This is a genomic window from Bacteroidales bacterium (genome assembly GCA_031275285.1).
Lineage (GTDB): Bacteria > Bacteroidota > Bacteroidia > Bacteroidales > UBA4181 > JAIRLS01.
The window spans coordinates 1-25,362 of the sequence record JAISOY010000095.1; the positions used below are offsets into that span (position 1 = coordinate 1).

A 25,362-nucleotide genomic window follows, 5' to 3' on the forward strand; every position below is an offset into this window, starting at 1 on the left:
TCGGCCTGGGGGCAGAGTGCAACCTGCTCCTGCGAGGTGATGCCTGCCCGTTCAAATACATACAATGCGAGTGCAAGATAATAATCATACCGGAAAATATGCGCCCTGACACTGTTGGGATGGTATTTTAATGCCGTAGTGTAACATTCCACTACAAATTTGTCGAACCCATGGTTACGGATATATTTGCTTGCCACATCGAGCAGTACATCGGCAATGAGTTGTTGCTGGGTCATCGGTTCAAGGTATATCTTGTTCCTTAATGCCTCCGATTTGATAAATCCGGCCTGGATATGGTGGTGGTCGGTCAGGATGGCCCCGCAGGTGAGTTCCAGGTTGTGCCATTTGCCTTTGTTGTCCTTTATTTTCACAAAATTGTGCATGGGGGCGGTCGAAAGGTAGGCTTCTATTCCCATTGCCTCGGCCATGACCATGTAATATAGGGCCAGCGAATGGCATTGTCCCGAATTTTTGGCCATTACCTTGGTAACAAACATATTGCTCAGGTCTTCCCTGCCTTCAAAATCATTATAGTCGTATGTGATGGGGAGGTGCGTCAACGTTTTTTCGCTGCCCGGAAGGCGCACCTGAAAGGTGTCGGACATAAAGTGGAACAACATCATCTTACGTATCATGGGATCTTTTTCATCCAGTCCCTCCTGTTTGATTTTCAGATCGCACAGGGCGGCCACCTGGTTAATATGGTTATTATAGTCGGCATAACTCAACCGATTGCCGAAATATGCGTTTTCGGCAAGGAAAATGGCAACTTTCAGACTAACGGGAGCCTCCCCGGTAAGCATCTGATGGATGCCGTCGAACGCATTGAAAAAGTATTCCGTACCTTGTTCCGAAGTAAAATCCGGCATGGGGATAACACTTCTGCAGACATCCATATTCAAACCCTGCCGCGGTTCAAATTCTTCCAATGCTTCCTGTATCTGCCTTTGTTGCATTTGCCGTTGCCGCTCCACTTGTCGCATGTCTTCCTCAATCATACGCGCATTTCGTTCCTGAATGGAAATACCGGGCGAATAGATAGGTTGAGGGATATTCGGCCGGGGTAGCGACGGAGTGGAAAAACTGCCGTATTGTTGCATGGTTGCAGCTTTTGGAGTGGTGATAACCGGAACACCGGGAAATTGCCCTTTGGCTTCCTGACAAAAGAAAACGATTAAAAATAATAAAACAATATACAAAAAAGTTGTTTTCCCATATATATTTTTGACAAAATATTGTTTCATCGCAAATAAATGTTTACGGTTGTTTCTCAAACATAAACATTTATTCAATAACTATTACAATTCTATAAGTATTTTTTTTTAATATTTTGCATATATGGAAGCGGCAATAAGGGAGCAGGATTATAATAAAAATCAGTTCCCATCAAACACCTGCTTCAACGGACGGCCAATCCAGACCTGGGGTGGTTCTAATCCGAAGATATAGGCAATAGTGGAAGCAACATCATATTGCATCATACTGTCCCCATCAAAATTGAATCCTTTCTTTACCCCTTTTCCTGAAATAATGAAAGGCGTTTCCATTTCCTGCATGGTTTTTCCGCCATGTCCTTTATCAATTCCGCCATGGTCGGAAGTAATGATAAATATGGTTTCATCATACATACCGGCATCTTTTACGGATTGTACAATTTCTCCGATATAACTATCCAGGCCTTTAAGAATATCATAATATTCCGGAGTATCATGGCCGGAACGATGTCCGACAGCATCAGGATCATCATAAATGACAGCGAAAAGATTGGGTTTGGATGATCGGATATAATTACAGGCAATGATGGCAGTAGTGTCCTGGTTTTGTTTATAGTTGAGCACCTGCATACTGAAGTTCATGGCTTTCATTTCCGCTAGGTATTGCATTCCGCCCCATTCATATACATATCCTATTTCCGCATCAGGATAGGCATCCCGAAATAATCCGAATACCGAAGGAAAAATACCATAATGGGATACTACACGTGAAGGAAGTTCGGGCTCTTTCGATCCCCATGTCGTATATCCGTGCAACTCTGGTCCGGCACCCATAAACATCGATGCCCAGTTGACCGCACTTGAAGAGGGAAGTACAGAACGCTTCTTTAAAGTATAGGATCCATCCTGCATTAGTTTTTTTAAATGTGGCATATCGGCCTTTTCCACACTATATGCTCCCCAACCGTCAAAGCCGATGAATATTACATGCCGGGCCTTCCATTCCGGACGTTGATGATCTGTACAAGATGAAAGCAAGACAAAAAAGAAAACCTGAAAAATAATTACATATTTCATACAGTTTCAATAATTAAATAATATCAAACATTTAATGTCATATTTAATAAACGCAATCAATTTGATCCATACGACTTAAGAAAAATAAATAGCACTGAGTGCTTAAATTAGGATCTCAAAAATATAAATTTAAACCAATAAACCCAATGATAAAGGGACACATAAAGTGAGGTTGAATGGTTCTTTAAGCCGGGTATTTTTCTATATCCATTTTTTTTGCAACTTTGCAGTTCAATTTAAAATCCTTAAAATGACACGAGAAGAAATCGCAAATAGGATCAATACTGTGTTGGCTGAAGATTTTGAAGTAAAATTAGAAAGCATTAATCCGGAAGCTTCCATGAAAGAAGTACTTGATTTGGATAGTCTGGATTATGTTGATTTGGTGGTTTTACTCGAACAAAATTTCGGACTGAGAGTTAAAGGTTCCGATTTTGCAGAAATTTCCACATTTGAAGATTTTTATCAATACATTTTCAGACATATTAACTAAAAAACACAGATCCAAAAAAGACTGGGATGGTGTTACCAAAGGTAGTTTATGGGGACACCGTTTCTTCATCTGGCTGATTAAAAGATCCGGACTTTCTTTTGCTTATGGTTTTGCCGGAGTGGTGATCGGTTATTATATTATTTTCTCACCCCGGACCTCATCGATGATCTACCGTTATTTCCGGAAAAGACATTTGTTCAGCCGATGGAAATCTATGCGGATGACATACCGTAATTATCATTGCTTTGCCAAAATATTGATTGACAAAACGGCAATTCCCACAGGAATGGGAAACAAATTTTCTTATCAGTTTGAAAATCACGACGAAGTCACACATTTGCTCGGACAGAAACAAGGATGTATCTTCATCAGTGCACATGTCGGGAACTGGGATGTCGCCGGACATCTTTTCGGGAAACATAATACCCATGTCAACATCGTAATGCTGGACGCTGAGCACCAGCGCATAAAAAAATACCTGGAATCGGTTACAGGAGAAAAAAGCTATAAAATTATCGCACTAAAGGATGATATGAGCCATACCTTTGAAATAGGAAAAGCGTTGATCAACAAAGAATACATCTGTTTTCAGGGAGACCGCCACATGAAAGGAACGACCACTTTAAACAGAACCTTTCTGGGTGCTCCTGCTTCATTTCCGGCCGGTCCTTTTCAGATTGCTGCACATGCCCAGGTACCGGTAGTTTTCTTTTTTGCTGTAAGAAAACCCGGGCGAACCTATCGCTTTTGCTTTTATATCGCACATGTTGACCAAAATATGACGAAAAGAGAAATTACTGAATCGCTGGCATCACAATATGTTTGTTCCCTGGAACAGGTATTACGGCGTTATCCGGAACAGTGGTTCAACTATTATGAATTCTGGGATAAAGAACAGGAAAATTTATCTTAATATACAGCTCAGACTAATCCCAAAGCCCAGTTCGGTCACATCATTCTTGTGTGTATAAGTAGCCACGGATGGGATACTGCTGATCTTGAGTTCCTTTTTATCGGCATCCCTGTTAAGTACGTAAAAACTAGGAGCAATCGATATGGCCACACGATGATTGATATTATAGACAAATCCGGCCTTTATCCGGGAAACAAATGTGTATACGTCCCATGGATTATAATTACTGCCGATCAGTTCCGGTTGAAAATCAATCTTTTTACTGATACTGATCCGGGATCCGACACCTATTGCATAATATAACAACGCATCCTCAATAAAATTACCTCCGACCGTAAAAATAGTATAGAATTTTTTCATCCCCATCTTATAGCTTAATGCTACATTGGCATAATCTGAAAGTGAGAGTTCCCACTCATCATAAAATCCTTTCCTGACAATATTGATCAATCCGATAGCTACTCCCGACTCAACAGAGTCGATCACATTGACCAGCCCGATCTGGGTTCCGCGTAAAATACCGGTATGATTATATACTCCTGCTATACCGGTTCCCGTAAATTCCTGGTTGATGTTGGTAATTCCGGAAATCTGGACTCCTTTTCCTTTTTCAGTTAAATTAACTATCCCTGCGATCCGGGCACCTTCGGATTCTTCGGAAATATTCGCAATACCACTTATCTGTGCCCCATCTGATATTTGATTAAGGTTTACGATCCCGGAGACCTGTAATCCTCTTGAATTTTCAGATAAATTAGCAATTCCGGAAAATTGTGCTCCCTGGAAACCTCTGTTGATATTAATAATTCCGGAAATCTGAGTACCATAACCTGTCCCATTAATATTGTATATCCCGGAAAATTGCCCGCCCCGTACATAATCTGTTTTGTTTCCGATCCCAGCTACCTGAAGCCCGGTAACTCCATCGGCCGTATTCAGCAATGATCCGAATTCCACTCCTGAAACCCAACCGACTGATCCGGTGAGGACATTCATTGATAAATTATACCGGTAATTCCCACTTTCATTTCCATGTGTTCCGATAGGATATACAAAACTCAACTGTGCGGGAAACGTCTTGTATGATTCTTTTGATTTTGTTTCCTGAGCAGGCAGGATAACCGAGTTATTCAGTAATAACACCATGGAAGTTAACCATTTCATTTCTTTTAATCTCATGACTGATCTGTTTTTTTTATTTATGGATTCATGAGTAATGATGTCATTTTCTGAAATGGTGGCAGTTGTTGGAGTAAAAAAAATGGAATCGCCTTGGTTCAGATGTGCTTTTTTGATGCGTAATGTATCACTGATACGAATAGTATCATACACAATAACCGTTTCATAAACATAAACGGTATCCCTCGGGATTTCCTGAGCGGTCGACGTAAACGCCATACTAAACAAAACAAGGCCAAGAAAAAAATATTTCATTCTTCGATAATAATAGTGTCACGTATGACAACTGTTTGATGTTGTATGATTTGTTTTTTCACGACAAAGGGAGATGATTCTTCCTCCTGGAAGCTTTTTTCGTCAACAGGTGGGTCAGGAATATCGGATACTTCGGACCGTGACGATAAAACTTTACTTTCTTTTTCTTCCGGAGAATCTGAAACGACGATCTGGACATCCTGAACCGCATCCTGTAAGTTTAAGTTAATGTTTTCCGCTGATGTATCCTCTTGTTCGAGAAATAGGTTTAATGTAGTATCCTGATCCGTTTTTTGTACAATACTGTCTGCTAATAAAATCACATTTTGAGGGACTGATTCATTCTTTACAGGTTCGTCCCCAAGGGTAACCAAACATACCGAAGTAGTGATAGCGGCCGTAACACCGCATGCGGCAACATATGATAAAACCGAACCCTGAAAGGATGAGGCTGTAGTTTGTACAACGGTTGAAAGTGTCGAAGCCACAGGTTGTTCCAATGCAACGGATAAAAATGAAAGATCGCCGCTTCCCGGAATGGTAAAACCGGACATATTTGATTGATAGAGTTTATCGATATAGTGCATTTTTCCGGATAATACCGGGATTGCGAGGAATGCAACAGCTCTTTTCTTATCTTTTTTCTTTTTCAAAGCCTCTTCATGTAAATATTGTTGCAATTTCTTTCTGGCGCGCGCCAGATGTGATTTAGAGGTTCCGGATGATATGCCCAGTTCTTTGCCGATCTGCACATGTGTGAACCCATCCATTACATACATATTGAACACCAGCCTGTGATGCTCGGGCAGGTGATCTACCGCTTCCAAAAGCTCATTATTAGAGAATTCGGCAGCTTCTATTTCATTTTTTGTATTTTCAATAGCTTCATCATTGGTTTCGGCGACTAATGACATAGAATCTATCGGCACCATAGCAGGTTTTCGGCTGCGTAGGTGCATTAATGCGGTATTAACGGTGATACGATGCAACCATCCGTCAAAGCTTCCTTTCCCCGAATAAGTGTCCTGCTTATTGATTGCAGTGATGAATGCCTCCTGTATCAGATCTTGTATCAGCTCATTATCCGAAATATATCGCCTTATAACACCTCGTAAAGCAGGGGCATTCCTCCGATAAGCATCATCCCAGAATTCCTTTTTGTTCATTCAATGATTACCATGGTTTTGTTGATATGATGCCAAAAAATAAAATGGTGGCAACTATCAATCATATTTTTTTACAAAATTATGGTAATTATTTTGGATATTAAGCACTCAGTGCTATTATTATTTTCTTAAGTCACATTGATTAAATTGATTACGCTTTTTTATAGTAAAGATGATATTAATTGTTAGGTATTACTTATAAGTATTGTAAATTGATTATTGTTCATTGAAAATTGGCCTGATTAACGAATAAACAAATACATGATATCTTGAAAATGCGACAATAATTTATTGTGACTGCTTGATATCATTTTTAATTCCTGTTCATGTACAGCATGATTATCATTCATTTCTACCTGTTGAAGTAATTGCTGTGTTTATTCTCTTTATGTTTTTGAAAATCAGCATTTGTAATAAAACCGACTTTCCGGACATTTTTGAAGCGGAAATAATTATCATGTTCCTACCAGTTTCCATTTTATTTGCTAATAAAATCAAACCAAGCACCCAGTGTTATTTATTGTTTTCTTAAGTCACACTGATCAAATTGATTACGTTCAGCAAATAAGGCATTAATTGTTTTTTATTACTTACTTAATATCTAAAGACATGGAAGAACAAAAAAAATCACCCGGCAATCCGTACTATACTTTTACAGTATTGTTGATTATTCTTATGCTTCTGAATACGATTGTATTTCCACAATTGTTCAAGCAAAAAATTATTGATACGGATTATGGTACATTTATCAAAAAAATAGAAGATGGAGAAGTAAAGAAAGTCAATATAGACGAGCACAAAATCTATTTTTCAACCATTGACGAAAGTGATGCTGAAGCGATGTACCAAACAGGGGCAGTCAACGACCCGGATCTTGTTGATCGTCTGTTGAACGCTACAAGCCCTAATGATAGTGGAAATATCGAGTTCACAAAGTCCATTCCCCGTGAAAACTCGCCTATATTAAATTTTATTTTGATGTGGGTATTACCAGGATTGATCTTTTACCTGATCTGGAGATCTATGAGTAAGATGCTGCAGGGAAAGATGGGAGGAAATGCCATGACTTTAGGACAAAATAATATTAAAATATATGCCGAATCGGAAATTAAAACCACATTTGCTGATGTCGCCGGTCAGGAAGAAGCCAAAGAAGCCCTTACAGAAATCGTGGATTTTCTCCATAACCCCTCTAAATATACCGGAATAGGGGCCAGTCTTCCAAAAGGAGCATTATTGGTGGGCCCTCCGGGTACCGGAAAAACATTGATCGCGAGAGCTGTTGCAGGGGAAGCCAAAGTGCCGTTTTTTGCTATTTCAGGTTCTGAATTTGTACAAATGTTTGTAGGGATGGGTGCCGCCAAGGTACGGGATCTCTTTAAACAAGCCAGTGAGAAAGCGCCTTGTATCATTTTTATTGATGAGATAGATACTATTGGTAAAAAGCGGGACAGCACCATAGGTAATGATGAGCGGGAACAAACACTGAACCAGCTTCTCACGGAAATGGATGGTTTCGATGGAAAAAAGGGTGTGGTGATACTTGCAGCGACCAATCGTCCGGAAACCCTGGATAAAGCTTTACTCCGCCCCGGAAGATTTGACAGGAGGATAACAATGGAATTGCCTGATATTGAAGGAAGAAAGGAGATTTTAAAAGTACACCTGAAAAAGATCAAACATGATGAGATCGATATTGACTTTATAGCACGGGCAACGGCCGGCTCATCGGGTGCGGAAATTGCAAATATAGTAAATGAAGCAGCTTTAAGGGCAGTACGGATGAACCGGGCAACGGTAACAACATCCGATCTGGAAGAAAGTGTGGAAGTGGTAATTGCTGGAGCACAAAAGAAGGGAAAAGTGTTATCCGGTCATGAAAAAAAGATAGTGGCTTATCACGAAATAGGACACGCCCTGGTAGCAGCCAAGCAAAATCATTCGGCACCGGTACATAAAATTACAATTATCCCAAGGACATCCGGGGCATTAGGGTATACCATGCAGGTGGATTCCGGGGAACAGAATTTAATGACCAAGGATGAATTATTGAACAGAATTGTGACACTGACCGGCGGGCGGGCAGCGGAAGAGGTTATTTTTCAAATAGTTACCACAGGCGCCTCGAATGATATTGAACAGGCCACGAAAATCGCACGTTCGATGGTTACACGTTACGGGATGAGTGAGCAATATGATATGATGGCTCTCGAAACAGTAAACAATCCCTATCTGGGATCTGATTCAAGTATCGCTTGTTCTCCTGAAACTTCCGCTTATGTCGACCAGGAAGTATTACGGATTATCAAAAATGCTCATGAAAAAGCAAAGAACATGATCAATGAGCATATAGATAAAATGCATGAATTGTCCGCATTTCTTATGGAAAAGGAAACAATTACCGGAGATGAGTTCATGGAAATTTTGAATCGATAAATCGTGTTGCCATGAGGATAGCCATTTTTCTTGATAACATTCATTTTAAAACATTAGAAGATGAGGTCAAACAAATCTTTTTATTCGATGTGGAAGAAAATGTGGTAAAAAGTGTCGGAGAGGAATTATTATATATATATAATATTAACTATCTGTTGTTATGGCTTCTGGGAAAGAAGGTATCCATCATGTATATAGAGATCATCGAGGTTAGATTGAAAGATTTTATAGAAAAAGCAGGAATAACGGTAAAAGCTTTGGATGAGATCAAAAATAATCCCCTGCTTGCTTCTTTTCTGTTATGAAGTTAGCTATTACGGTATTTAAGTGGAGTGGTTCCTGTGTATTGCTTGAAAAAGCGGATAAAAAAAGACGGATTGGGGAAATTCAGTTCTTCTGATAATTGCAGAATGGTTAAATCAGTTGTTTTAAGCATCGTTTTTGCTTCGATGATTACAGCTTCACTAATCCATTCCAGGATAGAATGGCCGGTGATCTTTTTGATGGTCGAAGAAAGGTATTTCGAAGTGAGGCATAATTTATCGGCATAGAAGGAAACACTCCTTTCTTCTTTATAATGTTGCATTAATAATTTAAAAAACCGCTCTGTAAGTTCTTCTTTCCTCGATGATTTCTTAATTTTTTCACTGTTGGTTTTCAGATACTTGGATCCGATGATCATAATTAAAGCCTGTAACAATGATTTGATGATATCTTCCCGGAAAATGTTTTCTTTCTTGTGGTAATACTTTACAATTAAAGTATGGAATTCCAATAAGTTATACATCTCTTCCTTCGATATCGGTTGATAAGGATGTTTTCCCATCTTTAACAGGATATCATAATCTTTGGATAGAGACAGATCGGTAATAAAATCAAAAGAAAGAAAAAGTAACTGTATCAGACAATCTTCGGATTTTTCTATAGGTTTGATGATTTGCTTCGGAAGAATGGTAATGATCGATCCTTCTCTTAATTCATATTCTTTGAAGTTGATTTTTAATCTGGTAGACCCTTTGACACAAATGCCTAAAATAATCCCGTCAAATATAAAAGGATAATCCAATGTATATCCGTCTGGTACTTTACTTGTATCGGACAAAATAAAGTTCCTGATAGCATGGGGATCCAGTTGTTCTTTCAACTGGTCCATCAGTAACTCATTGAGGTTATTTTCAGCTACAGGGCTCATATCAAATGATATTTTAGATATTGACGCAAATATCTGAATAAATTATTTAGAAAGTAAGCACTCAGTGCTATTTATTATTTTCTTAACTTGCATTGATCAAATTGATTACTTTCATAAAATACATCATTAAACTATTTGCATTACTTAATCGGTATCAGAAAGAAAAAATATACAAATAAAACCTGTCTCACTAATTGATAAAAAGATGAGTGTATCAAGTTTATCAGTCAAAACTGATGATGTATTTCCGGAATATTATGGTAAAATTATTTTACAATAACCAGTTCAGTCCGGCGATTTTGCGCCCTTCCTTCTTCCGTACTATTGTCTGCAACAGGCTCTGATGCTCCCATACCTTTGTAAGTGACCCGGTTCATTGCCACTCCTTCTCCTAACAGAAAATTAGCTACAGAACGTGCCCTGTTTTGTGATAATTCAAAATTATAGGCCACTTTTCCAATATTGTCCGTATGACCTGTAATCCTGACTTTTACTTCCGGATTATCATTCATGAATTGTACCAATCCTTCCAATTCCGCTTTTGACTCATCCAATAACTTATGTGAATCAAAATCAAAGAAAATATTCTGTAAGATCACTTTCTCACCAACCTGTATCTTTCGTAAGGGAAATTCTTTATTATATGGCTCATTATAAGTCCCCGGAGCCATGGTAAAGTGCTCTGAGAAAAACAGGTATCCCTTACGTTTGATATTTAATGCATACCTTTCTCCTGAAGGGAGGCATACCAGAAATTCTCCGGTAGCGCTGTCCGAGTCTGCTTCGATTACTTTCTCGGATGATGACAGATCTATCAGTTCGAATTTTGCTTTCAGCGGCGTATAATATTTGGCATCATAAATTTTACCTTTCATGTAGGATACCGGTTTCGGGCGAACTTCCGGATATAATTCGAAAGTAAATATGTTCCGGATATTATTCGTAGTCCTGTCGGATGAATAATAGGCCCTGTTGCCCTTTGCATTGACAATCAACCCTTCTTCATTGTGTTTTGTATTGATCGGATAACCTAAATTAACCGGTGTAGTCCATTTTCCGGTTGAATCCCTGCGGGCAACAAACAGGTCGAATTGCCCCATTCCCGGCCATCCGTTCGAAGCAAAGTACAAGGTCTGATCATCCGGATGAATAAATGGAGAAGATTCTTCGTAGGGCGTATTGATCTCTTCCAGGTTCACGGGAATACTCCATTCTCCTCCTTCATTGAGCTTCGACATCCAGATATCCTGCCCTCCTTTTCCTCCTTTCCTGTTGCTTGCAAAATACAATGTACGTCCGTCTGCCGATATGGATGGTTGTGTTTCTTTGGCAGATGTATTAACAGGTGGCCCGAGGTTTTGGGGACGTGTCCATAAATTATTCCGCTTTTCGCTGTAATAAATATCACAACTCCCCTTCCCTTCCTTTCTGTTACAAGCGGTAAAAAACATTTTAGAAGCGTCGGCCGAAATAGTTTGCGCCCCTTCATTGTCAGGCGTATTTGGGGGAGAACCTAAATTTTGAGGAACAGACCACTTCCCTGTTTCGAAATCCGAAACAAAAAAATCCTCCTGTCTGTTACCTACCACCGACGGATTCTCAGGATTTTTTGGTATTAACGCCGTAAACACCAGAGTATGTTCGTCTACCGAAAGGCTAGGCCAGTATTGATCATATTGGAATTGCAACCCGATATTCCCGGGCTGGAAAGGAACAGGGTTCTTTACAGCATTTGAAGCAAATTCGGTATCTTTAAGCAATTTTTGCGCCTTCACACGTAACGCCGGCTTTTGGTTGGTATATGTGAGATATTTTTCCAGATATTTGTTGGCGGCTTCATATTCTTCCAATTCAAAACAGATGTCTGCAACAGAGTAATATACCGGTGGGAAGAATTCTGGATTAATTTCAATACAACGGAGAAAAGCTTCTTTGGCACCTGGAAGATCATCCAGCTCCAGATGACATTCTCCGGAAAGCATATATGCTTCAATAAACTGACGGTCTTCTTTGACTGCCGTAGCTAAAATTTTTATGGCCTCCTGGTACTTTCGGTGCCTGTATAGATCCAGCCCTGCATCGTATGCCTTTAATGCTTTTTTAGACTTGGAAGATAATTGTTGTGCCGGCATTTCTGAAAATACAGATAACAACAGCAAACATAAAACGAGTTGTTTTAAAATACTTGATCGTATGAATGAAAAGTCTTGCATACCTGTGAGATGAGCTGACAAATTTATCGTTTTCTTAATCTGTCCAATTCCCGTTTGGCATCTTTCTGCTTGATGTCTTCCCGTTTATCATAAGATTTTTTACCCTTTGCCAGAGCAATTTCCATTTTCGCAAATCCGCGTTCGTTGATGAACATACGAAGGGCGATAATGGTCAATCCTTTGTCCTGAGACTTACGTTCCAGTTTGTTTAACTCTTTTCGCGACAACAATAATTTACGTTCCCTTTTAGGATCATGATTGTTACATGTACCCCACCAATATTCCGCAATATGCATTCCCTGGATCCACAATTCATTATTCCGGAAGAGACAATAAGCATCCGTCAGGTTTGCTTTTCCCTGGCGAATTGATTTGATTTCCGTTCCGTACAATTGGATACCTGCCACATATTTCTCCAGAAACTCATATTCAAATGAGGCTTTCTTATTCTTGATATTGATACGTTGTTCTGTCATAACGCGATCCAGATCTTAAAGATAGGAATTTCTTACTAAGATGCAAAGATACAACAATAATGGCAAATATTCCGTTTTCCATCATATCTGAGATAATTATGCCAATGATTTAGTTGCCCTTAACCAAAAAATATTCTTACTTTTGCATTCTTCATTCATTCATAAAATGAAAAACAAAGAATCGAAGATCATCCAAAGGCGGTTGCGTAGTTCATATGCTACGTCGATTATCAGTATATCTCTGGTATTGTGCATGTTGGGAACCATCGGGATTTTATTGCTGACTACCCATCGCATCAGTAAATATGTCAAAGAGAATGTTGGTTTTTCTGTTTTTTTAAAAGATCAGGTGAAAGAAGCAGATATTTACCAGCTGCAAAAAACACTGGATGCTGCACCTTATGTCCGTTCTACACAATATCTTACAAAAGAGGATGCAGCCAATGATTTTAAAGAAGAGTATGGAGAAGACTTTGTGGGCTTCTTAGGATATAATCCATTGTCGTCATCTATTGAATTAAAGTTGGATGCCCGCTATGCCAATAACGACAGTATTGAAAATATTGAAAAGCAGTTATCACAAATCAGCGAAGTAAAAGAGGTATCCTACCAACGTACCATGATCCATGCATTGAACGACAATATGGAAAGAATAAGTCTCTTTATTCTCGCATTCAGTGCATTATTATTTGTCATCGCTGTTTCATTGATCAATAATACCATACGTCTATCTGTATATTCGCGGAGGTTGCTGATCCGTACCATGCAATTGGTCGGGGCAACCAATACTTTTATCAGAAGACCTTTTCTCTGGCGGAGCGCATTACAAGGCATCTATAGCGCGCTTATAGCAATGGGCATTTTGATTTTTGCGCTTTACTGGGCTGAAAAGCAAATGGAAAACGTCATTAGTGTGAGTGATGTACGGCTCCTGGGGGGGTTGTTCCTGATCGTTTTTACTTTGGGGATCTCTCTCAGCTGGATATCAACCTACTTTGCCGTGAACAAATATCTGAATATCAAAACAGAAAAATTATATTATTAGTTTTTAATAAGATCCATTTGAATAATGGTTATTTAGACTGTATTGATACAGCTTTCAATTAAATTAGTAAATAATCGAAAATTGGTAAATAATGGCAACAAAGAAAAAAACAGTCAAGTCGGGATCGGATGATACCGGTTTTGCAATTTTAAAGAGTAGTTATAAATATATCCTGATAGGTGTTGGCATATTGGTGATCGGATTTTTGCTGATGAGCGGCGGAAAATCGGATGACCCGAATGTATTCAACCCGGAAATATTCAATTTCCGCAGGCTTACCATTGCTCCGATTATTGTAGTTGGAGGTTTTGTTTTTATCATTTGGGCCATCATGAGAAAACCCAAAGATTCTGTAGAATAAATAGAGAAAATGACCATGCATGATTTAAGCGAACAAGAGATTGTTCGAAGGAATTCGCTCGCAGAGATGCGAAAATTAGGGATTGAGCCATATCCGGCAGCTGAATATATTGTCAATGCGACTGCCGAAGAAATTTTAAAAGATTACAGCCCGGAAAAGGGAAATTTCCAGGATATCACCATCGCGGGACGCATCATGAGCCGCCGCATCATGGGTAGTGCTTCGTTTGCTGAACTACAGGATGCTACCGGCCGGATCCAGTTATATATCAAACGGGATGATATCTGTCCCGGAGAAGATAAAACGCTCTACAATACCGTTTTCAAACGTTTACTGGACATAGGTGATATCATTGGTGTAAAAGGATTTGTGTTCGTGACACAGATGGGGGAAACTTCCGTTCATGTAAAAGAACTGACCATCCTGAGTAAATCCCTGCGGGTCCTTCCTATCGTAAAAGAAAAGGACGGACAGGTGTTTGATGCATTTACCGACCCGGAACAGCGTTACAGGATGCGTTATGTCGATCTGCTGGTCAATCCGCAGGTCAAAGATACATTTGTAAAACGCACCCTGGTCGTCAATACTATGCGGGACTTTTTCAATTCAAAGGGATATATTGAAGTCGATACCCCCGTATTGCAACCTATTCCCGGAGGGGCAGCTGCACGCCCATTCATTACCCATCATAATGCACTGGATATTCCACTTTATCTCCGCATTGCCAATGAATTATACCTGAAACGGTTAATTGTAGGCGGATTTGATGGGGTATATGAATTTTCAAGAAACTTCCGGAATGAAGGAATGGACCGTACCCACAACCCTGAATTTACCGTAATGGAAATCTATGTAGCCTATAAGGACTACAACTGGATGATGGATTTTACAGAGGAAATGATGGAACGTGTAGCATTGGCTTTACATGGAACCACGAAAATACAGGTAGGTGAACAGGAAATTGAATTTAAGCGTCCATACCGCCGCCTTCCCATGCTCCAGGCTATAAAAGAATATGCCGGAATAGACGTTTCCGGTATGGATGAAGGGCAACTCCGGGAGACCTGTAAAAAGATGAATATCCCGATTGATGAAACCATGGGAAAAGGGAAGCTTATAGATGCCATTTTTGGTGAAAAATGTGAGGAGCATCTGGTACAACCGACTTTTATCATCGATTATCCGATCGAAATGTCCCCTTTATGTAAACGCCACCGGACCAACCCGGAACTTACGGAACGTTTTGAGTTATTTGTGAACGGGAAAGAACTTTGTAACGCTTATTCCGAACTAAACGATCCCATCGACCAGCTGGAGCGGTTTCAGGATCAATTGAAACTCAGCGAAAAAGGGGATGATGAAGCCATGTTCATTGATATGGATTTTGTCCGTGCACTGGAATACGGTATGCCCCCTACTTCAGGTATGGGTATGGGAGTCGACAGATTGGTAATGCTTATGACCAATCAATCTTCCATTCAGGATGTACTGTTCTTTCCGCAAATGAAGCCTGAAAAAAAAGCAAAACGGGATACTGCCGATATTTATGTGGCAGCCGGTATTGCTGAAGAATGGGTGGATCCATTGCAAAAACTGGGGTTCCTAACTGTTGAAAGTCTTAAAACTGCAGCTGCCGGGAAACTTTTCAATGACCTGTGCGGATATAACAAAAAGAATAAACTGGGATTAAAAAACCCAACTATGGAAGAAGTAAAAGCCTGGTTAGAAATATCCTGATCTTTTGTCATTCAGTCATTATGGTACATAATTACATTGGGCCGGAAATAGAATTTCCGGCCCAATAATTTTTGAATTCCGTGAGTATCGTTACACTATAATGTATAAGACCCTATCTTCTATGGTTAGATAAGTATTTATACAGGAACATCTATGATCAGAATACGTCCCGTATCGGAAGTAGGCGTTAACTTAACGGATTTGGTCCCTGTTACGGAGATTCCATCACGGTGATACAATTTTTCCTTCTCAAAAGAAAACTCACCTTCAATCACCATCATAAAAACACCGTTTTTGGGGCTTTTTATTTTGTAATCGATCTCAGTACCTTTATCAAAGGTTCCCATCGAAAACCATGCATCCTGATGTATCCAAAGTCCTTCGTCGTTAGGATTGGGTGAAACGATCTGGATCATTTTGTTTTTGATATTCTGAAAATCAAATTTCATTTGTTGGTAACGTGGCTCCACATTATCCTTATTAGGAAAAACCCATATCTGGAAAAAATTAACAGGCCGGTCTTTATTGGCATTAAATTCACTATGGGTAATTCCGGTTCCCGCACTCATTACCTGCACTTCCCCTGCATGAATTACACTTGTATTTCCCATGCTGTCCTTATGTTCTAAATCACCATATAACGGAATAGATACAATTTCCATGTTGTCATGCGGATGTGTTCCAAATCCTTCCCCTCCCTGCACGATATCATCGTTGATGACACGTAGCATTCCGAAATGAACCCGGGAAGGGTTATGATAACCGGCAAAGCTGAATGTATGGTATGTATCCAACCATCCATGATCGACATGACCTCTGGTAGAAGCCCTGAATAATTCTGTTTTCATGATAATATCTATTAATGTTAATATAATAACAATCCTATTAAAAAATGGTTAATCTGTAATAAAATAATTAGCTCATGTGTTACAAATTAGGCTGGCCATTTTGTTTATAAATAATCAAAAACCATTCCAAAATAATTGATGAAATGTTGCTCAAAAATTATGGCATGATTATGGATGTTTTTTCCCATAAAATCTAATTTATGGCATTGTCCGGAGATAAAAAATTAATCATTGAAATAGATTCAGACTCGGGTTTTTGCTATGGTGTAGTCCGTGCCATTCGTATGGCTGAAGACGAATTACAAAGAGGGAATGGTTTATTCAGCCTGGGTGACATTGTGCATAATGAATCGGAAGTCGCACGTTTGAATCAATGTGGTATGCAGACCATCAATCATGAAGGACTGAAGAGTTTGCATGATATGAAAGTATTGATCAGAGCGCACGGAGAGCCACCTTTAACTTACCGGATCGCTTCCGGGAATAATATTTCTATTGTGGACGCTACTTGTCCGGTTGTACTGAATTTACAGAAAAAGGTACACAAAGCATTCCTAAAATCCAAAACCAATAACGGACAAGTAGTCATATATGGGAAACCTGGTCATGCTGAAGTAAACGGGTTGGTCGGACAAACCATGGACACTGCTATTGTGATAGCCTCTGAAAATGAAATTGACCGGATCGATATTTCAAGGCCATTGTACCTTTTTTCCCAAACCACTATGACTATTTCAGGATTACAGCGTATCCGTAAAGCGATAGAAAAGGAACGCAACAGAAAACAAATAGGCAAAAATATTCCTTTTGAGGTCAATGATACCATCTGCCGGCAGGTGTCGAACAGGGAACCCAAATTGATCGGATTTTCAGCAAAACACGATGTGATCGTCTTTGTTAGCGGAAGTAAGAGTTCAAATGGAAGAGCCCTTTACGAAGTATGCAAACAGGCCAATCCTAATAGTTATCTGATAGCCAATCCGGACGATTTAGACAAAAACTGGTTTTCAGGCGCATCTTCTGTAGGAGTCTGTGGGGCTACTTCCACTCCCCGATGGCTAATGGAAAAAATAGCAAATGAAATAGAAAAGATCAACCTTTATTGATCAGGCTTGCCAGATACCCTGCTCCGAAACCGTTATCAATATTCACTACAGAGATCCCTGCAGCACAGGAATTCAACATGGTAAGCAATGCTGATAACCCGTTGAAATTAGCTCCGTAACCGACACTGGTGGGAACAGCAATTACCGGTTTATCCACCAGTCCTCCGATGACGCTCGGCAATGCTCCTTCCATTCCGGCAACTGCAATAATTACCCGCCCTCCACGAATCAGGTCCAGACGACTGTAAAGCCTGTGAATACCAGCTACACCAACGTCAAAGATACGCTCCACCTTATTCCCGAATAGCTCTGCCGTTATGGCTGCTTCTTCGGCAACAGGAATATCAGCCGTTCCGGCAGTGACAATGGATATATAGGTTTTTGTTACCGGTATCTCATCCCGCCTGATAACAATGGTACGTGCCAGGGGATTGTATTCCGTTTCCGGATAAATACCTTTTATCCGGTGAAATAATTCTTCAGATACCCTTGTGGCCAAAATATTATTATTCCTTTGATACATCAACCGTATAATTTCTTCAGACTGATCGATGGTCTTACCGGAACAAAAAATCACCTCAGGATAACCTGTCCGCAACTGCCTGTGATTGTCTATCTTGGCAAATCCCAATTCAGTAAAGGGAAGATCTTTTAATTGTTCCAGGGCACCATCTATGTTCTGTTTTCCTTGCTGAACAGACTCAAGAATACTACGAATTTGTTCGGGGGTCATTTGTAAATGATGTTAAAATTATTTCAATAACTGATCGGCATGGTTTTTCGTATCCACTTTTTCAATGACTTTTTCAATGAATCCATTCTCATCAATGATAAAAGTGGTTCGTAAAATTCCCATATAAGTACGCCCGTACATCTTTTTTTCTCCCCATACACCATAAGAAGACGCGATTTCTTTATCGGTGTCTGCAATGAGTGGAAATGGCAGATTATTTTTCGAGATAAAGTTCACATGGGATTTTTCGCTATCCGGGCTGACACCAACTATTTCATAACCCTTATCTAAAAAATCATCATAAGCATTTCGTAAACTGCAGGCCTCGGCTGTACATCCGCTGGTATTGTCTTTGGGGTAAAAATACAACACCAATTTTTTCCCTTTGTAGTCATTCAGGGAGATTTCCTGTCCATCCTGATTTCTTCCTTTAAAATCAGGGGCTTTATCGCCAGTTTTCAATGTGATCATATTGTTATGTATATTTCCGTTTTTACAAATATACACATTCCTGTTATATAATTGATTATTGATTATTGCACATTGAATATTTTTAAATTATTCATATCATGAAGTATGTGTAAAAATTTATTGGAATTTATATAAAATACTTTATGTAGCATTGATCTTTCATTCAAAGTTAAGTCCGATACACAAAAGATTCAGTCTGGGAACAAGCTGCCTAAAAAGTCATAGATCACCGCTGAACTTGTAATTCAGCCAAACATTACAATTCGGACCATAGGCTAGTAGCGTTGAACAGAAGCGAGTCTGCAGGTTCAATAAAAGTAATGGTATTTATATGTCAGTTACACTACCGCTTTAGCCATCAACGGTAGTGAAAAGGTGGATAAATTGAGAGGCAGAACACAGTCAAATGAAAAGATGTATCAATATATTTGATTATTGTTTGTATTCTTACTATCTTTGCACGAACAATAATAAATCAAATAATGGAAAAATCAGAAGTTTTACGACAGATCATCCGTGAAAGGAAATCAACACGGAGCTTTTCATCGGAAATTCCTCCACCTGAAATGTTGGATAGAATTATAGAATCATGCATATATGCTCCATACGGCGGAGCAACAGGAATACATTTGGAAGAGATTCGCAAAATCTTTGTTTTTACCCAGGGCACGGAGAGTATGACAGAAGCGAAGGAGCTGATGCTCGCCCAGATTCGCAGGAATGCCCGTAAACTCGGTAGATTAGTCAAATTATTACCATTCACCAAAAAGAAATTCGGAGCGTTCGTAAACCGACTGAACGGAATGTCTAAGAACGGTATTCCCTCGCTGAATGAGTCACCACATTTTATTGTTGTGGCTGAGAAGAAAGGATTTCCTCCCGTTGAAAAACAGTCCGTTGCTCATGCTATGGAGAATATGTGGCTTACTGCGACTGCTGAGGGTTTGGGTTTTCAGTTGATCTCGGCAACCGGTAATATGTCGGATAATCTGAATTTTCTGAAATTACTTGGGTTGGAAGAAGATAAATATCACTTAGAAGGCTGTGTCATCGGTTATCCGAAGAAAGTTACGGAAAAAAACCGAAGTCTCGACTCCAATAAATTCACTAAATGGATGTAAGCGATGATAGAGAATATTTGGGGCATGGAATCTCCCGACAACAGTACTGCATACCTGATAGTCCGCTTATCGAACGCCCACCAGCGGAGAATAAACAATGATTTGTCTGCCGTAGGTTTAACATTCAGCCAGTTCGTCCTACTTTCCGGTATTCACTGGCTGGAATATATGAAACAAGAAACAACCCAGGTAGCGCTTGGAGAAGTGGTTAAATTTGATAAGTCTACCGTTTCGAGCGTATTGAAAACCTTGGTCGGGAAAGAACTCGTCACAAGAAAGGAACATCCTGTCGATACACGGGCAAAAATTCTGGGTCTTACGCCTGACGGTCTGACCCTTCTGAAGCAGGCTATACCAATCGTAAATAATGCCGACCGGGAATTATATGAGAATAAAGGAATTGATTTGACTTTATTGAACGATATGCTTACAAAGCTATTATAGTATACTCTCTACACAAAATCAGTTCCTAATTCCGATGGAAATCCGTGTCGTATTGTCAAAAGAACATAGTACATTAATTTGCAATGACTTACGTGATGGTTTAGTCGTTCCGCTTAAAAACGGGCTTTTGGAACAGTTATTTCGCTATTATTCAGGAGAATAAAATGATCAAATATTTTCCCCGTAATATGCTTTATTCGACCTTGAGTATTGAACTCCTTAAAAGAATTAAGTATATCCTTTGTACATCAAAGAGATTTATATCAAATCACAATATTGACGATTTTCCTGGGAACAACAATTACCTTTTTAGGTGTTTTTCCTTCTATCCATTTCTGGGCATTTTCATTTGCCAACACTGTTTCTTCAATTGTCTTCACATCCATATCGACGGGTAATTCAAGCGTAAAGCGTGTTTTCCCATTGAAGGAGACAGGATAAGTAAATGTATTCTCCTGAAGGTATTGCTCATTGGCCACCGGATAAACTTCTCCGGTAATACTTTGCTTATGTCCTGTCGCTTCCCACAACTCCTCTGCAAGGTGCGGTGCAAAAGGAGACAGGAGGATCAGAAAGGGTTCCAGTATTTTACGTTTATTGCATTTCAGGTCCTGTAATTCATTGGCACAAATCATAAATGCGCTGACAGCTGTATTGAACGAAAATCCTTCGATATCGGCCGTTATTTTTTTGATACCCTTATGTAAGGCTTTATATTCCTGAATTACCGGCTCTTCATCAGAAACATTCAATGTTCCTTCACGGGATATGAACAGGTTCCATACCTTGCGTAAAAACCGATGAACACCCTCTATTCCGGCAGTATCCCATGGTTTGGATTGTTCCAGTGGTCCAAGGAACATTTCATACATCCGCAAGGTATCTGCCCCATATTGTTCCACCACCATATCCGGGTTAACCACATTATGGTATGATTTGGACATTTTCTCAACAGCCCATCCGCAAATATACTTTCCATCTTCAAGAATAAACGTAGCTGAAGCGAATTCCGGCCTCCATGATTTGAAAGCTTCAATATCCAGTATATCATTGGATACGATATTGACATCTACATGGAGAGGTTGAACCTCATACTGGTCTTTTAAATGATAAGAAACAAACTGATTGGTTCCTGTAATCCGGTACACATAATTACTTCGTCCCTGGATCATTCCCTGGTTGATCAGTTTTTTAAACGGCTCATCTTCGCATGAAACGCCGATATCGTACAGGAATTTATTCCAGAAACGGCTGTAAATAAGGTGTCCGGTTGCATGCTCAGTCCCCCCGATATACAAATCAACATTTCTCCAGTACTCATCAATTTCTTTTGACACTAGAGCCTTGGTATTATCAGGATCCATATAACGAAGATAATAGGCTGAAGATCCGGCAAATCCGGGCATGGTATTCAATTCCAACGGAAAAATAGTTTGAAGGTCGATCTCCGAAGTGTCTACTACTTTTTCGTTTGCAGTATCCCAGGCCCATTTTTCTGCACGTTTCAACGGAGGCTCCCCTGTTTCGGTAGGCAGGTATTTATCTACCTCAGGTAATTCCAGCGGAAGTTTATCTAAAGGGATCATATACGGAAGTCCGTCTTTATAATATACCGGGAATGGTTCTCCCCAGTACCTCTGACGTGAGAAAATGGCATCCCGCAAACGGTAATTCACCTTGATCCGTCCGAGTTGATGTTCCTCCACATATTTTCTGGCTTTTTCAATGGCTTCTTTTACCGTTAATCCATCCAGGAAGCCCGAATTCATCATGATCCCTTCTTTGGCATCGAAGCTTTCCTCTGATATATCGCAACCTTCAATCAATGGAATGATAGGCAGGTCAAAATGTCTGGCAAAAGCATAGTCACGACTGTCATGCGCAGGTACGGCCATGATCGCACCGGTACCGTATCCTGCCAGTACATAATCTGAGATCCATATAGGAATTTCTTTTCCGTTAAAGGGATGAACAGCATAAGCTCCGGTAAATACCCCGGTAATTTTCTTGTCAACAAGACGATCACGCTCCGTACGACGCTTGGTGGCTTCCAGATATGCGTCCACTTCCGCCTTCCGGTCATCAGTGGTGATTTGATTGACATAATCGCTTTCCGGCGCCAATACCATAAAAGTAACACCAAATATGGTGTCTGCCCGGGTAGTAAAGATCTCAATACCTATGTCCGAACCTGATACCTTAAATGTCATTTCCGCACCTTCCGAGCGACCGATCCAGTTTCTTTGGGATTCTTTCAAAGAGTCAGTCCAATTGATCGTTTCTAATCCATCCAACAGGCGCTGGGCATAAGCAGATACCCGAAGGCTCCATTGCCGCATTAATCTTTGCTCCACCGGATAACCGCCACGTTCGGATAAGCCATTGATCACTTCATCATTCGCCAATACCGTGCCTAACTGGGAACACCAGTTTACGGTAGTATCACTCAGATAAGCGATACGATAATTCAACAATATCTCTTGTTGTTCCCGTTCCGATTTTGCATTCCATTCATCAGATGTAAAATGCAGTTCCTCGCTGCAGGCAACGTTCAGGCCTTGTGTACCCACCTGCCCAAAAGCATCGATCAACTCACTGATCGGACGGGCCTGTTTTTCATCATTGCAGTAATAGCTGTTGAACATCTGGATAAAAGCCCATTGTGTCCAATGGTAATACTTCGGATCACAGGTTTGTACTTCCCTGTCCCAATCAAAGGAAAATCCGATCTTGTCCAATTGTTCCCGATAGCGTTTGATATTTTGTTCAGTGGTAATCGCAGGATGTTGCCCTGTTTGTATGGCATATTGTTCTGCAGGCAATCCGAATGCATCATAACCCATCGGATGCAATACATTGAAGCCTTTGTGCCTTTTAAAACGACAGTAAATATCGGATGCGATATATCCCAGCGGATGCCCGACATGCAAACCTGCACCTGAAGGATACGGAAACATATCCAGTACATAATATTTAGGTTGACCGGCATCTTCGGTAACCTTGTATGTTTTATTCCCGATCCAGTATTTCTGCCATTTGGCATCTATCGCTTTAAAATTATATTCCATTTTTCCTTTCTTTTTTGAATTTGCAAAGTTCGTAATTTCCTTGTAAAAAGAAAAATAATCCTTTTAAGTAATACCAAACAATTAATGTCACTTTTATTTAACGTAAACAATTTGATCGATGTGACTTTAGAAAACAATAAATAGCACTGAGTGCTTAAATAGATGTTTCACCAACCGAAATACAGCATTTACCCATTCTCACAAAAAAAGACAATAACCCGATATACATTTGTTGTAAACATTAAAATATCAGAACACAATGAATACACTAAGATTATCCGGGGAATATCCGAAAAGGATATATGGAAGTATTGCATTATTGCTCGCTTTACTGGCAGTAGAATCCTGTGCGCAACCTTATACAAAACAGGAAGCATATACCTACAGGAACCTGACTATTTTTCTGATACAGGGTGAAGACCAGATAAAACGTAACTATGTAACACTGGAAGAGGCCATGGACAGGAAGATCATTACCCTGCGGGAAACAGGGAATGTCGGACAACTCTCCGTAGATAACCTGTCGGATGATCATGTCTTTATTATGGCGGGGGATATCGTTAAAGGAGGCAAACAGGACCGGACCATCGGGGAAGATATTGTCCTGGATCCGAAAAGTAAAAATATCCCGTTAAAATCATTCTGTGTGGAACAAAGCCGATGGCAAAGGCGCGGAAATGAAAGCACAGCTGCATTTTCAGTATCGAAAAATACCCTTAGCAGCCGTAACCAGAAAGTAGCGGCAAGAGCGTACAAGAATCAGCAGCAGGTATGGAGTGAAGTATCGAAATATCAGGAACAGGCAGGTAACAATGTCAAAGCAGATGTAAAAAGCAAAGAATCGGCAACCAGCCTTCAATTAACCCTTGAAAATGACCAGTTGAAAGAAAAGGTGGCTGAATATGTGAAAGCGCTACAACCTGCCTTCCATCATCAAAAGAACATTTTGGGATTCGCCTTTTGTATTAACGGAAAGGTATCGACCGTAGAAATATTCGGGAATGCATCCCTTTTCTCCAGATTACAGGAAAAATTATTGGAAGCTGCTGCTTATGAAGCATTTTCACAATTCGATGAAAAACTGGTTTTTGCTGTCCCGGATATGAAAAATGTAGATGATTTTATCGCCCGTGCAGAAACCGGAGAAGAAACCATTACAAAAACAGCAAAAAATATGACCGAACATAAAAAACAAACCGGTCAGGAAATAACGTTCCGGGTATTCAACACGGATGCAGGACCTCAACCATTGCATGTCAGTATTTATAATACAGATGATATGGCTGGAAACCAGCTGAAACAACAGTCATTTGAATATGGCGGATTCCGGAATGTTCTTCAAAGGCCACAACGTTAAGTATACGAACATGTGTTTCTCCCGTATCTGAAAAAGAAAAGCCATCCGGAAAATATCGGATGGCTTTATTCTGAAAATCATGTTTGCCCTATTCGAGTTCTACCAGGACAAAACCTTTAGGAAATTTATCGCCCGGACTGACATACACCTTTTTTACCGTGCCGTCAACTGAAGACTGTACATTATTGATCATCTTCATGGCCTCAAATTTCACCACTGTCTGTTCTGCCTTCACATAATCACCTTTTTTCACCATCACTTCTTTGATAGTGCCCGGAAGAAATCCAGTGATCTTGCGATTATCAGGAGCTACCCATTTCTTACGATTCTTGTATTTCTCCGTTAACTCCGTATTATAGATGGAATCATCCACTATAATAGATCCTAATTGAGTCTTATCTATTTTGGTCATATGTTTTTACAAATGAATACATTTGCTTGCCGTCAGTGTATAACG

General features: G+C 39.9%; 23 protein-coding genes. 11 read left to right on the forward strand and 12 right to left on the reverse strand.

Annotation, left to right across the window (positions count from 1 at the left end):
- Both LBQ60_10300 and LBQ60_10305 read right to left on the reverse strand, forming a co-directional pair.
- Positions 1-1,244, reverse strand: a 1,244-nt coding sequence (locus LBQ60_10300; GenBank protein ID MDR2038299.1) for a hypothetical protein, incomplete at its 3' end; no start/stop codon positions are given.
- Positions 1,245-1,376: 132 nt separating this feature from the next.
- The gene (locus LBQ60_10305; GenBank protein ID MDR2038300.1) at positions 1,377-2,291 is read right to left on the reverse strand and encodes an alkaline phosphatase; all 915 of its coding nucleotides are present in this window, start codon (positions 2,289-2,291) and stop codon (positions 1,377-1,379) included.
- Positions 2,292-2,541: 250 nt separating this feature from the next.
- On the opposite strand from LBQ60_10305, the gene LBQ60_10310 reads away from it, so the two are divergent.
- Both LBQ60_10310 and LBQ60_10315 read left to right on the forward strand, forming a co-directional pair.
- On the forward strand, positions 2,542-2,784 hold the full coding sequence (locus LBQ60_10310; GenBank protein ID MDR2038301.1) for a phosphopantetheine-binding protein: 243 nt from the start codon (positions 2,542-2,544) through the stop codon (positions 2,782-2,784).
- The gene (locus LBQ60_10315; GenBank protein MDR2038302.1) at positions 2,744-3,697 is read left to right on the forward strand and encodes a lysophospholipid acyltransferase family protein; all 954 of its coding nucleotides are present in this window, start codon (positions 2,744-2,746) and stop codon (positions 3,695-3,697) included. The genes LBQ60_10310 and LBQ60_10315 overlap by 41 nt, the downstream gene beginning before the upstream one ends.
- On the opposite strand, the gene LBQ60_10320 is transcribed toward LBQ60_10315, so the two are convergent.
- Both LBQ60_10320 and LBQ60_10325 read right to left on the reverse strand, forming a co-directional pair.
- Positions 3,689-5,131, reverse strand: a complete 1,443-nt coding sequence (locus tag LBQ60_10320; protein ID MDR2038303.1) for a hypothetical protein — start codon at positions 5,129-5,131, stop codon at positions 3,689-3,691. The two genes, LBQ60_10315 and LBQ60_10320, sit on opposite strands and share 9 nt — an antisense overlap.
- Entirely contained in the window at positions 5,128-6,297 is a 1,170-nt protein-coding gene (locus LBQ60_10325; GenBank protein ID MDR2038304.1) for an RNA polymerase sigma factor, read from the reverse strand. Before LBQ60_10325 ends, LBQ60_10320 begins: the two co-directional genes overlap by 4 nt.
- Before the next feature lie 609 nt (positions 6,298-6,906).
- Here LBQ60_10325 and ftsH point away from each other — a divergent pair.
- Both ftsH and LBQ60_10335 read left to right on the forward strand, forming a co-directional pair.
- Positions 6,907-8,733 carry an ATP-dependent zinc metalloprotease FtsH gene (ftsH, locus tag LBQ60_10330; GenBank protein ID MDR2038305.1) on the forward strand — a complete coding sequence of 609 codons (1,827 nt, stop codon included), beginning with the start codon at positions 6,907-6,909 and terminating at the stop codon, positions 8,731-8,733.
- Positions 8,734-8,744: 11 nt separating this feature from the next.
- Complete coding sequence (locus tag LBQ60_10335; protein ID MDR2038306.1) at positions 8,745-9,038, forward strand: hypothetical protein; 294 nt, start codon at positions 8,745-8,747, stop codon at positions 9,036-9,038.
- Positions 9,039-9,040: 2 nt separating this feature from the next.
- Here LBQ60_10335 and LBQ60_10340 read toward each other — a convergent pair whose 3' ends face one another.
- From LBQ60_10340 to smpB, 3 genes are all read right to left on the reverse strand, one after another.
- Positions 9,041-9,925 carry an AraC family transcriptional regulator gene (locus LBQ60_10340; GenBank protein MDR2038307.1) on the reverse strand — a complete coding sequence of 295 codons (885 nt, stop codon included), beginning with the start codon at positions 9,923-9,925 and terminating at the stop codon, positions 9,041-9,043.
- A gap of 266 nt (positions 9,926-10,191) precedes the next feature.
- Complete coding sequence (locus LBQ60_10345) at positions 10,192-12,084, reverse strand: OmpA family protein (GenBank protein ID MDR2038308.1); 1,893 nt, start codon at positions 12,082-12,084, stop codon at positions 10,192-10,194.
- Positions 12,085-12,161: 77 nt separating this feature from the next.
- Entirely contained in the window at positions 12,162-12,614 is a 453-nt protein-coding gene (smpB, locus tag LBQ60_10350; protein MDR2038309.1) for an SsrA-binding protein SmpB, read from the reverse strand.
- 166 nt (positions 12,615-12,780) lie between these two features.
- Between smpB and LBQ60_10355 the strand changes: the two genes are divergently transcribed.
- The 3 genes from LBQ60_10355 to lysS all read left to right on the forward strand — a co-directional run bounded on the left by LBQ60_10355 (position 12,781) and on the right by lysS (position 15,757).
- On the forward strand, positions 12,781-13,659 hold the full coding sequence (locus LBQ60_10355; GenBank protein ID MDR2038310.1) for a permease-like cell division protein FtsX: 879 nt from the start codon (positions 12,781-12,783) through the stop codon (positions 13,657-13,659).
- Between the two features lie 91 nt (positions 13,660-13,750).
- Positions 13,751-14,020 carry a DUF3098 domain-containing protein gene (locus LBQ60_10360; protein MDR2038311.1) on the forward strand — a complete coding sequence of 90 codons (270 nt, stop codon included), beginning with the start codon at positions 13,751-13,753 and terminating at the stop codon, positions 14,018-14,020.
- Between the two features lie 9 nt (positions 14,021-14,029).
- A complete protein-coding gene (gene lysS / locus LBQ60_10365) occupies positions 14,030-15,757 on the forward strand; it encodes a lysine--tRNA ligase (GenBank protein MDR2038312.1) in 1,728 nt (575 codons plus the stop codon).
- A gap of 137 nt (positions 15,758-15,894) precedes the next feature.
- Here the strand turns inward: lysS and LBQ60_10370 are convergent, their stop codons facing one another.
- Positions 15,895-16,605 carry a pirin family protein gene (locus LBQ60_10370; protein MDR2038313.1) on the reverse strand — a complete coding sequence of 237 codons (711 nt, stop codon included), beginning with the start codon at positions 16,603-16,605 and terminating at the stop codon, positions 15,895-15,897.
- 200 nt (positions 16,606-16,805) lie between these two features.
- On the opposite strand from LBQ60_10370, the gene LBQ60_10375 reads away from it, so the two are divergent.
- Positions 16,806-17,711 (forward strand): 4-hydroxy-3-methylbut-2-enyl diphosphate reductase, encoded by a 906-nt coding sequence (locus LBQ60_10375; GenBank protein ID MDR2038314.1) that lies wholly within the window; start codon positions 16,806-16,808, stop codon positions 17,709-17,711.
- Here LBQ60_10375 and larB read toward each other — a convergent pair.
- On the reverse strand, positions 17,698-18,444 hold the full coding sequence (larB, locus tag LBQ60_10380; GenBank protein ID MDR2038315.1) for a nickel pincer cofactor biosynthesis protein LarB: 747 nt from the start codon (positions 18,442-18,444) through the stop codon (positions 17,698-17,700). The two genes, LBQ60_10375 and larB, sit on opposite strands and share 14 nt — an antisense overlap.
- A gap of 18 nt (positions 18,445-18,462) precedes the next feature.
- Positions 18,463-18,915: a thioredoxin-dependent thiol peroxidase gene (gene bcp / locus LBQ60_10385; protein ID MDR2038316.1), complete on the reverse strand. Its 453-nt coding sequence runs from the start codon at positions 18,913-18,915 to the stop codon at positions 18,463-18,465.
- Positions 18,916-19,397: 482 nt separating this feature from the next.
- Between bcp and LBQ60_10390 the strand changes: the two genes are divergently transcribed.
- Both LBQ60_10390 and LBQ60_10395 read left to right on the forward strand, forming a co-directional pair.
- Entirely contained in the window at positions 19,398-20,036 is a 639-nt protein-coding gene (locus tag LBQ60_10390; GenBank protein ID MDR2038317.1) for a nitroreductase family protein, read from the forward strand.
- Between the two features lie 3 nt (positions 20,037-20,039).
- Positions 20,040-20,480 (forward strand): MarR family transcriptional regulator, encoded by a 441-nt coding sequence (locus LBQ60_10395; GenBank protein MDR2038318.1) that lies wholly within the window; start codon positions 20,040-20,042, stop codon positions 20,478-20,480.
- Positions 20,481-20,743: 263 nt separating this feature from the next.
- On the opposite strand, the gene leuS is transcribed toward LBQ60_10395, so the two are convergent.
- Entirely contained in the window at positions 20,744-23,548 is a 2,805-nt protein-coding gene (gene leuS, locus LBQ60_10400; protein ID MDR2038319.1) for a leucine--tRNA ligase, read from the reverse strand.
- 259 nt (positions 23,549-23,807) lie between these two features.
- Between leuS and LBQ60_10405 the strand changes: the two genes are divergently transcribed.
- Positions 23,808-24,905, forward strand: a complete 1,098-nt coding sequence (locus LBQ60_10405) for a hypothetical protein (protein MDR2038320.1) — start codon at positions 23,808-23,810, stop codon at positions 24,903-24,905.
- 88 nt (positions 24,906-24,993) lie between these two features.
- Here LBQ60_10405 and LBQ60_10410 read toward each other — a convergent pair whose 3' ends face one another.
- Positions 24,994-25,317, reverse strand: a complete 324-nt coding sequence (locus LBQ60_10410; protein ID MDR2038321.1) for an acetyl-CoA carboxylase biotin carboxyl carrier protein subunit — start codon at positions 25,315-25,317, stop codon at positions 24,994-24,996.
- Positions 25,318-25,362: the final 45 nt, after the last annotated feature.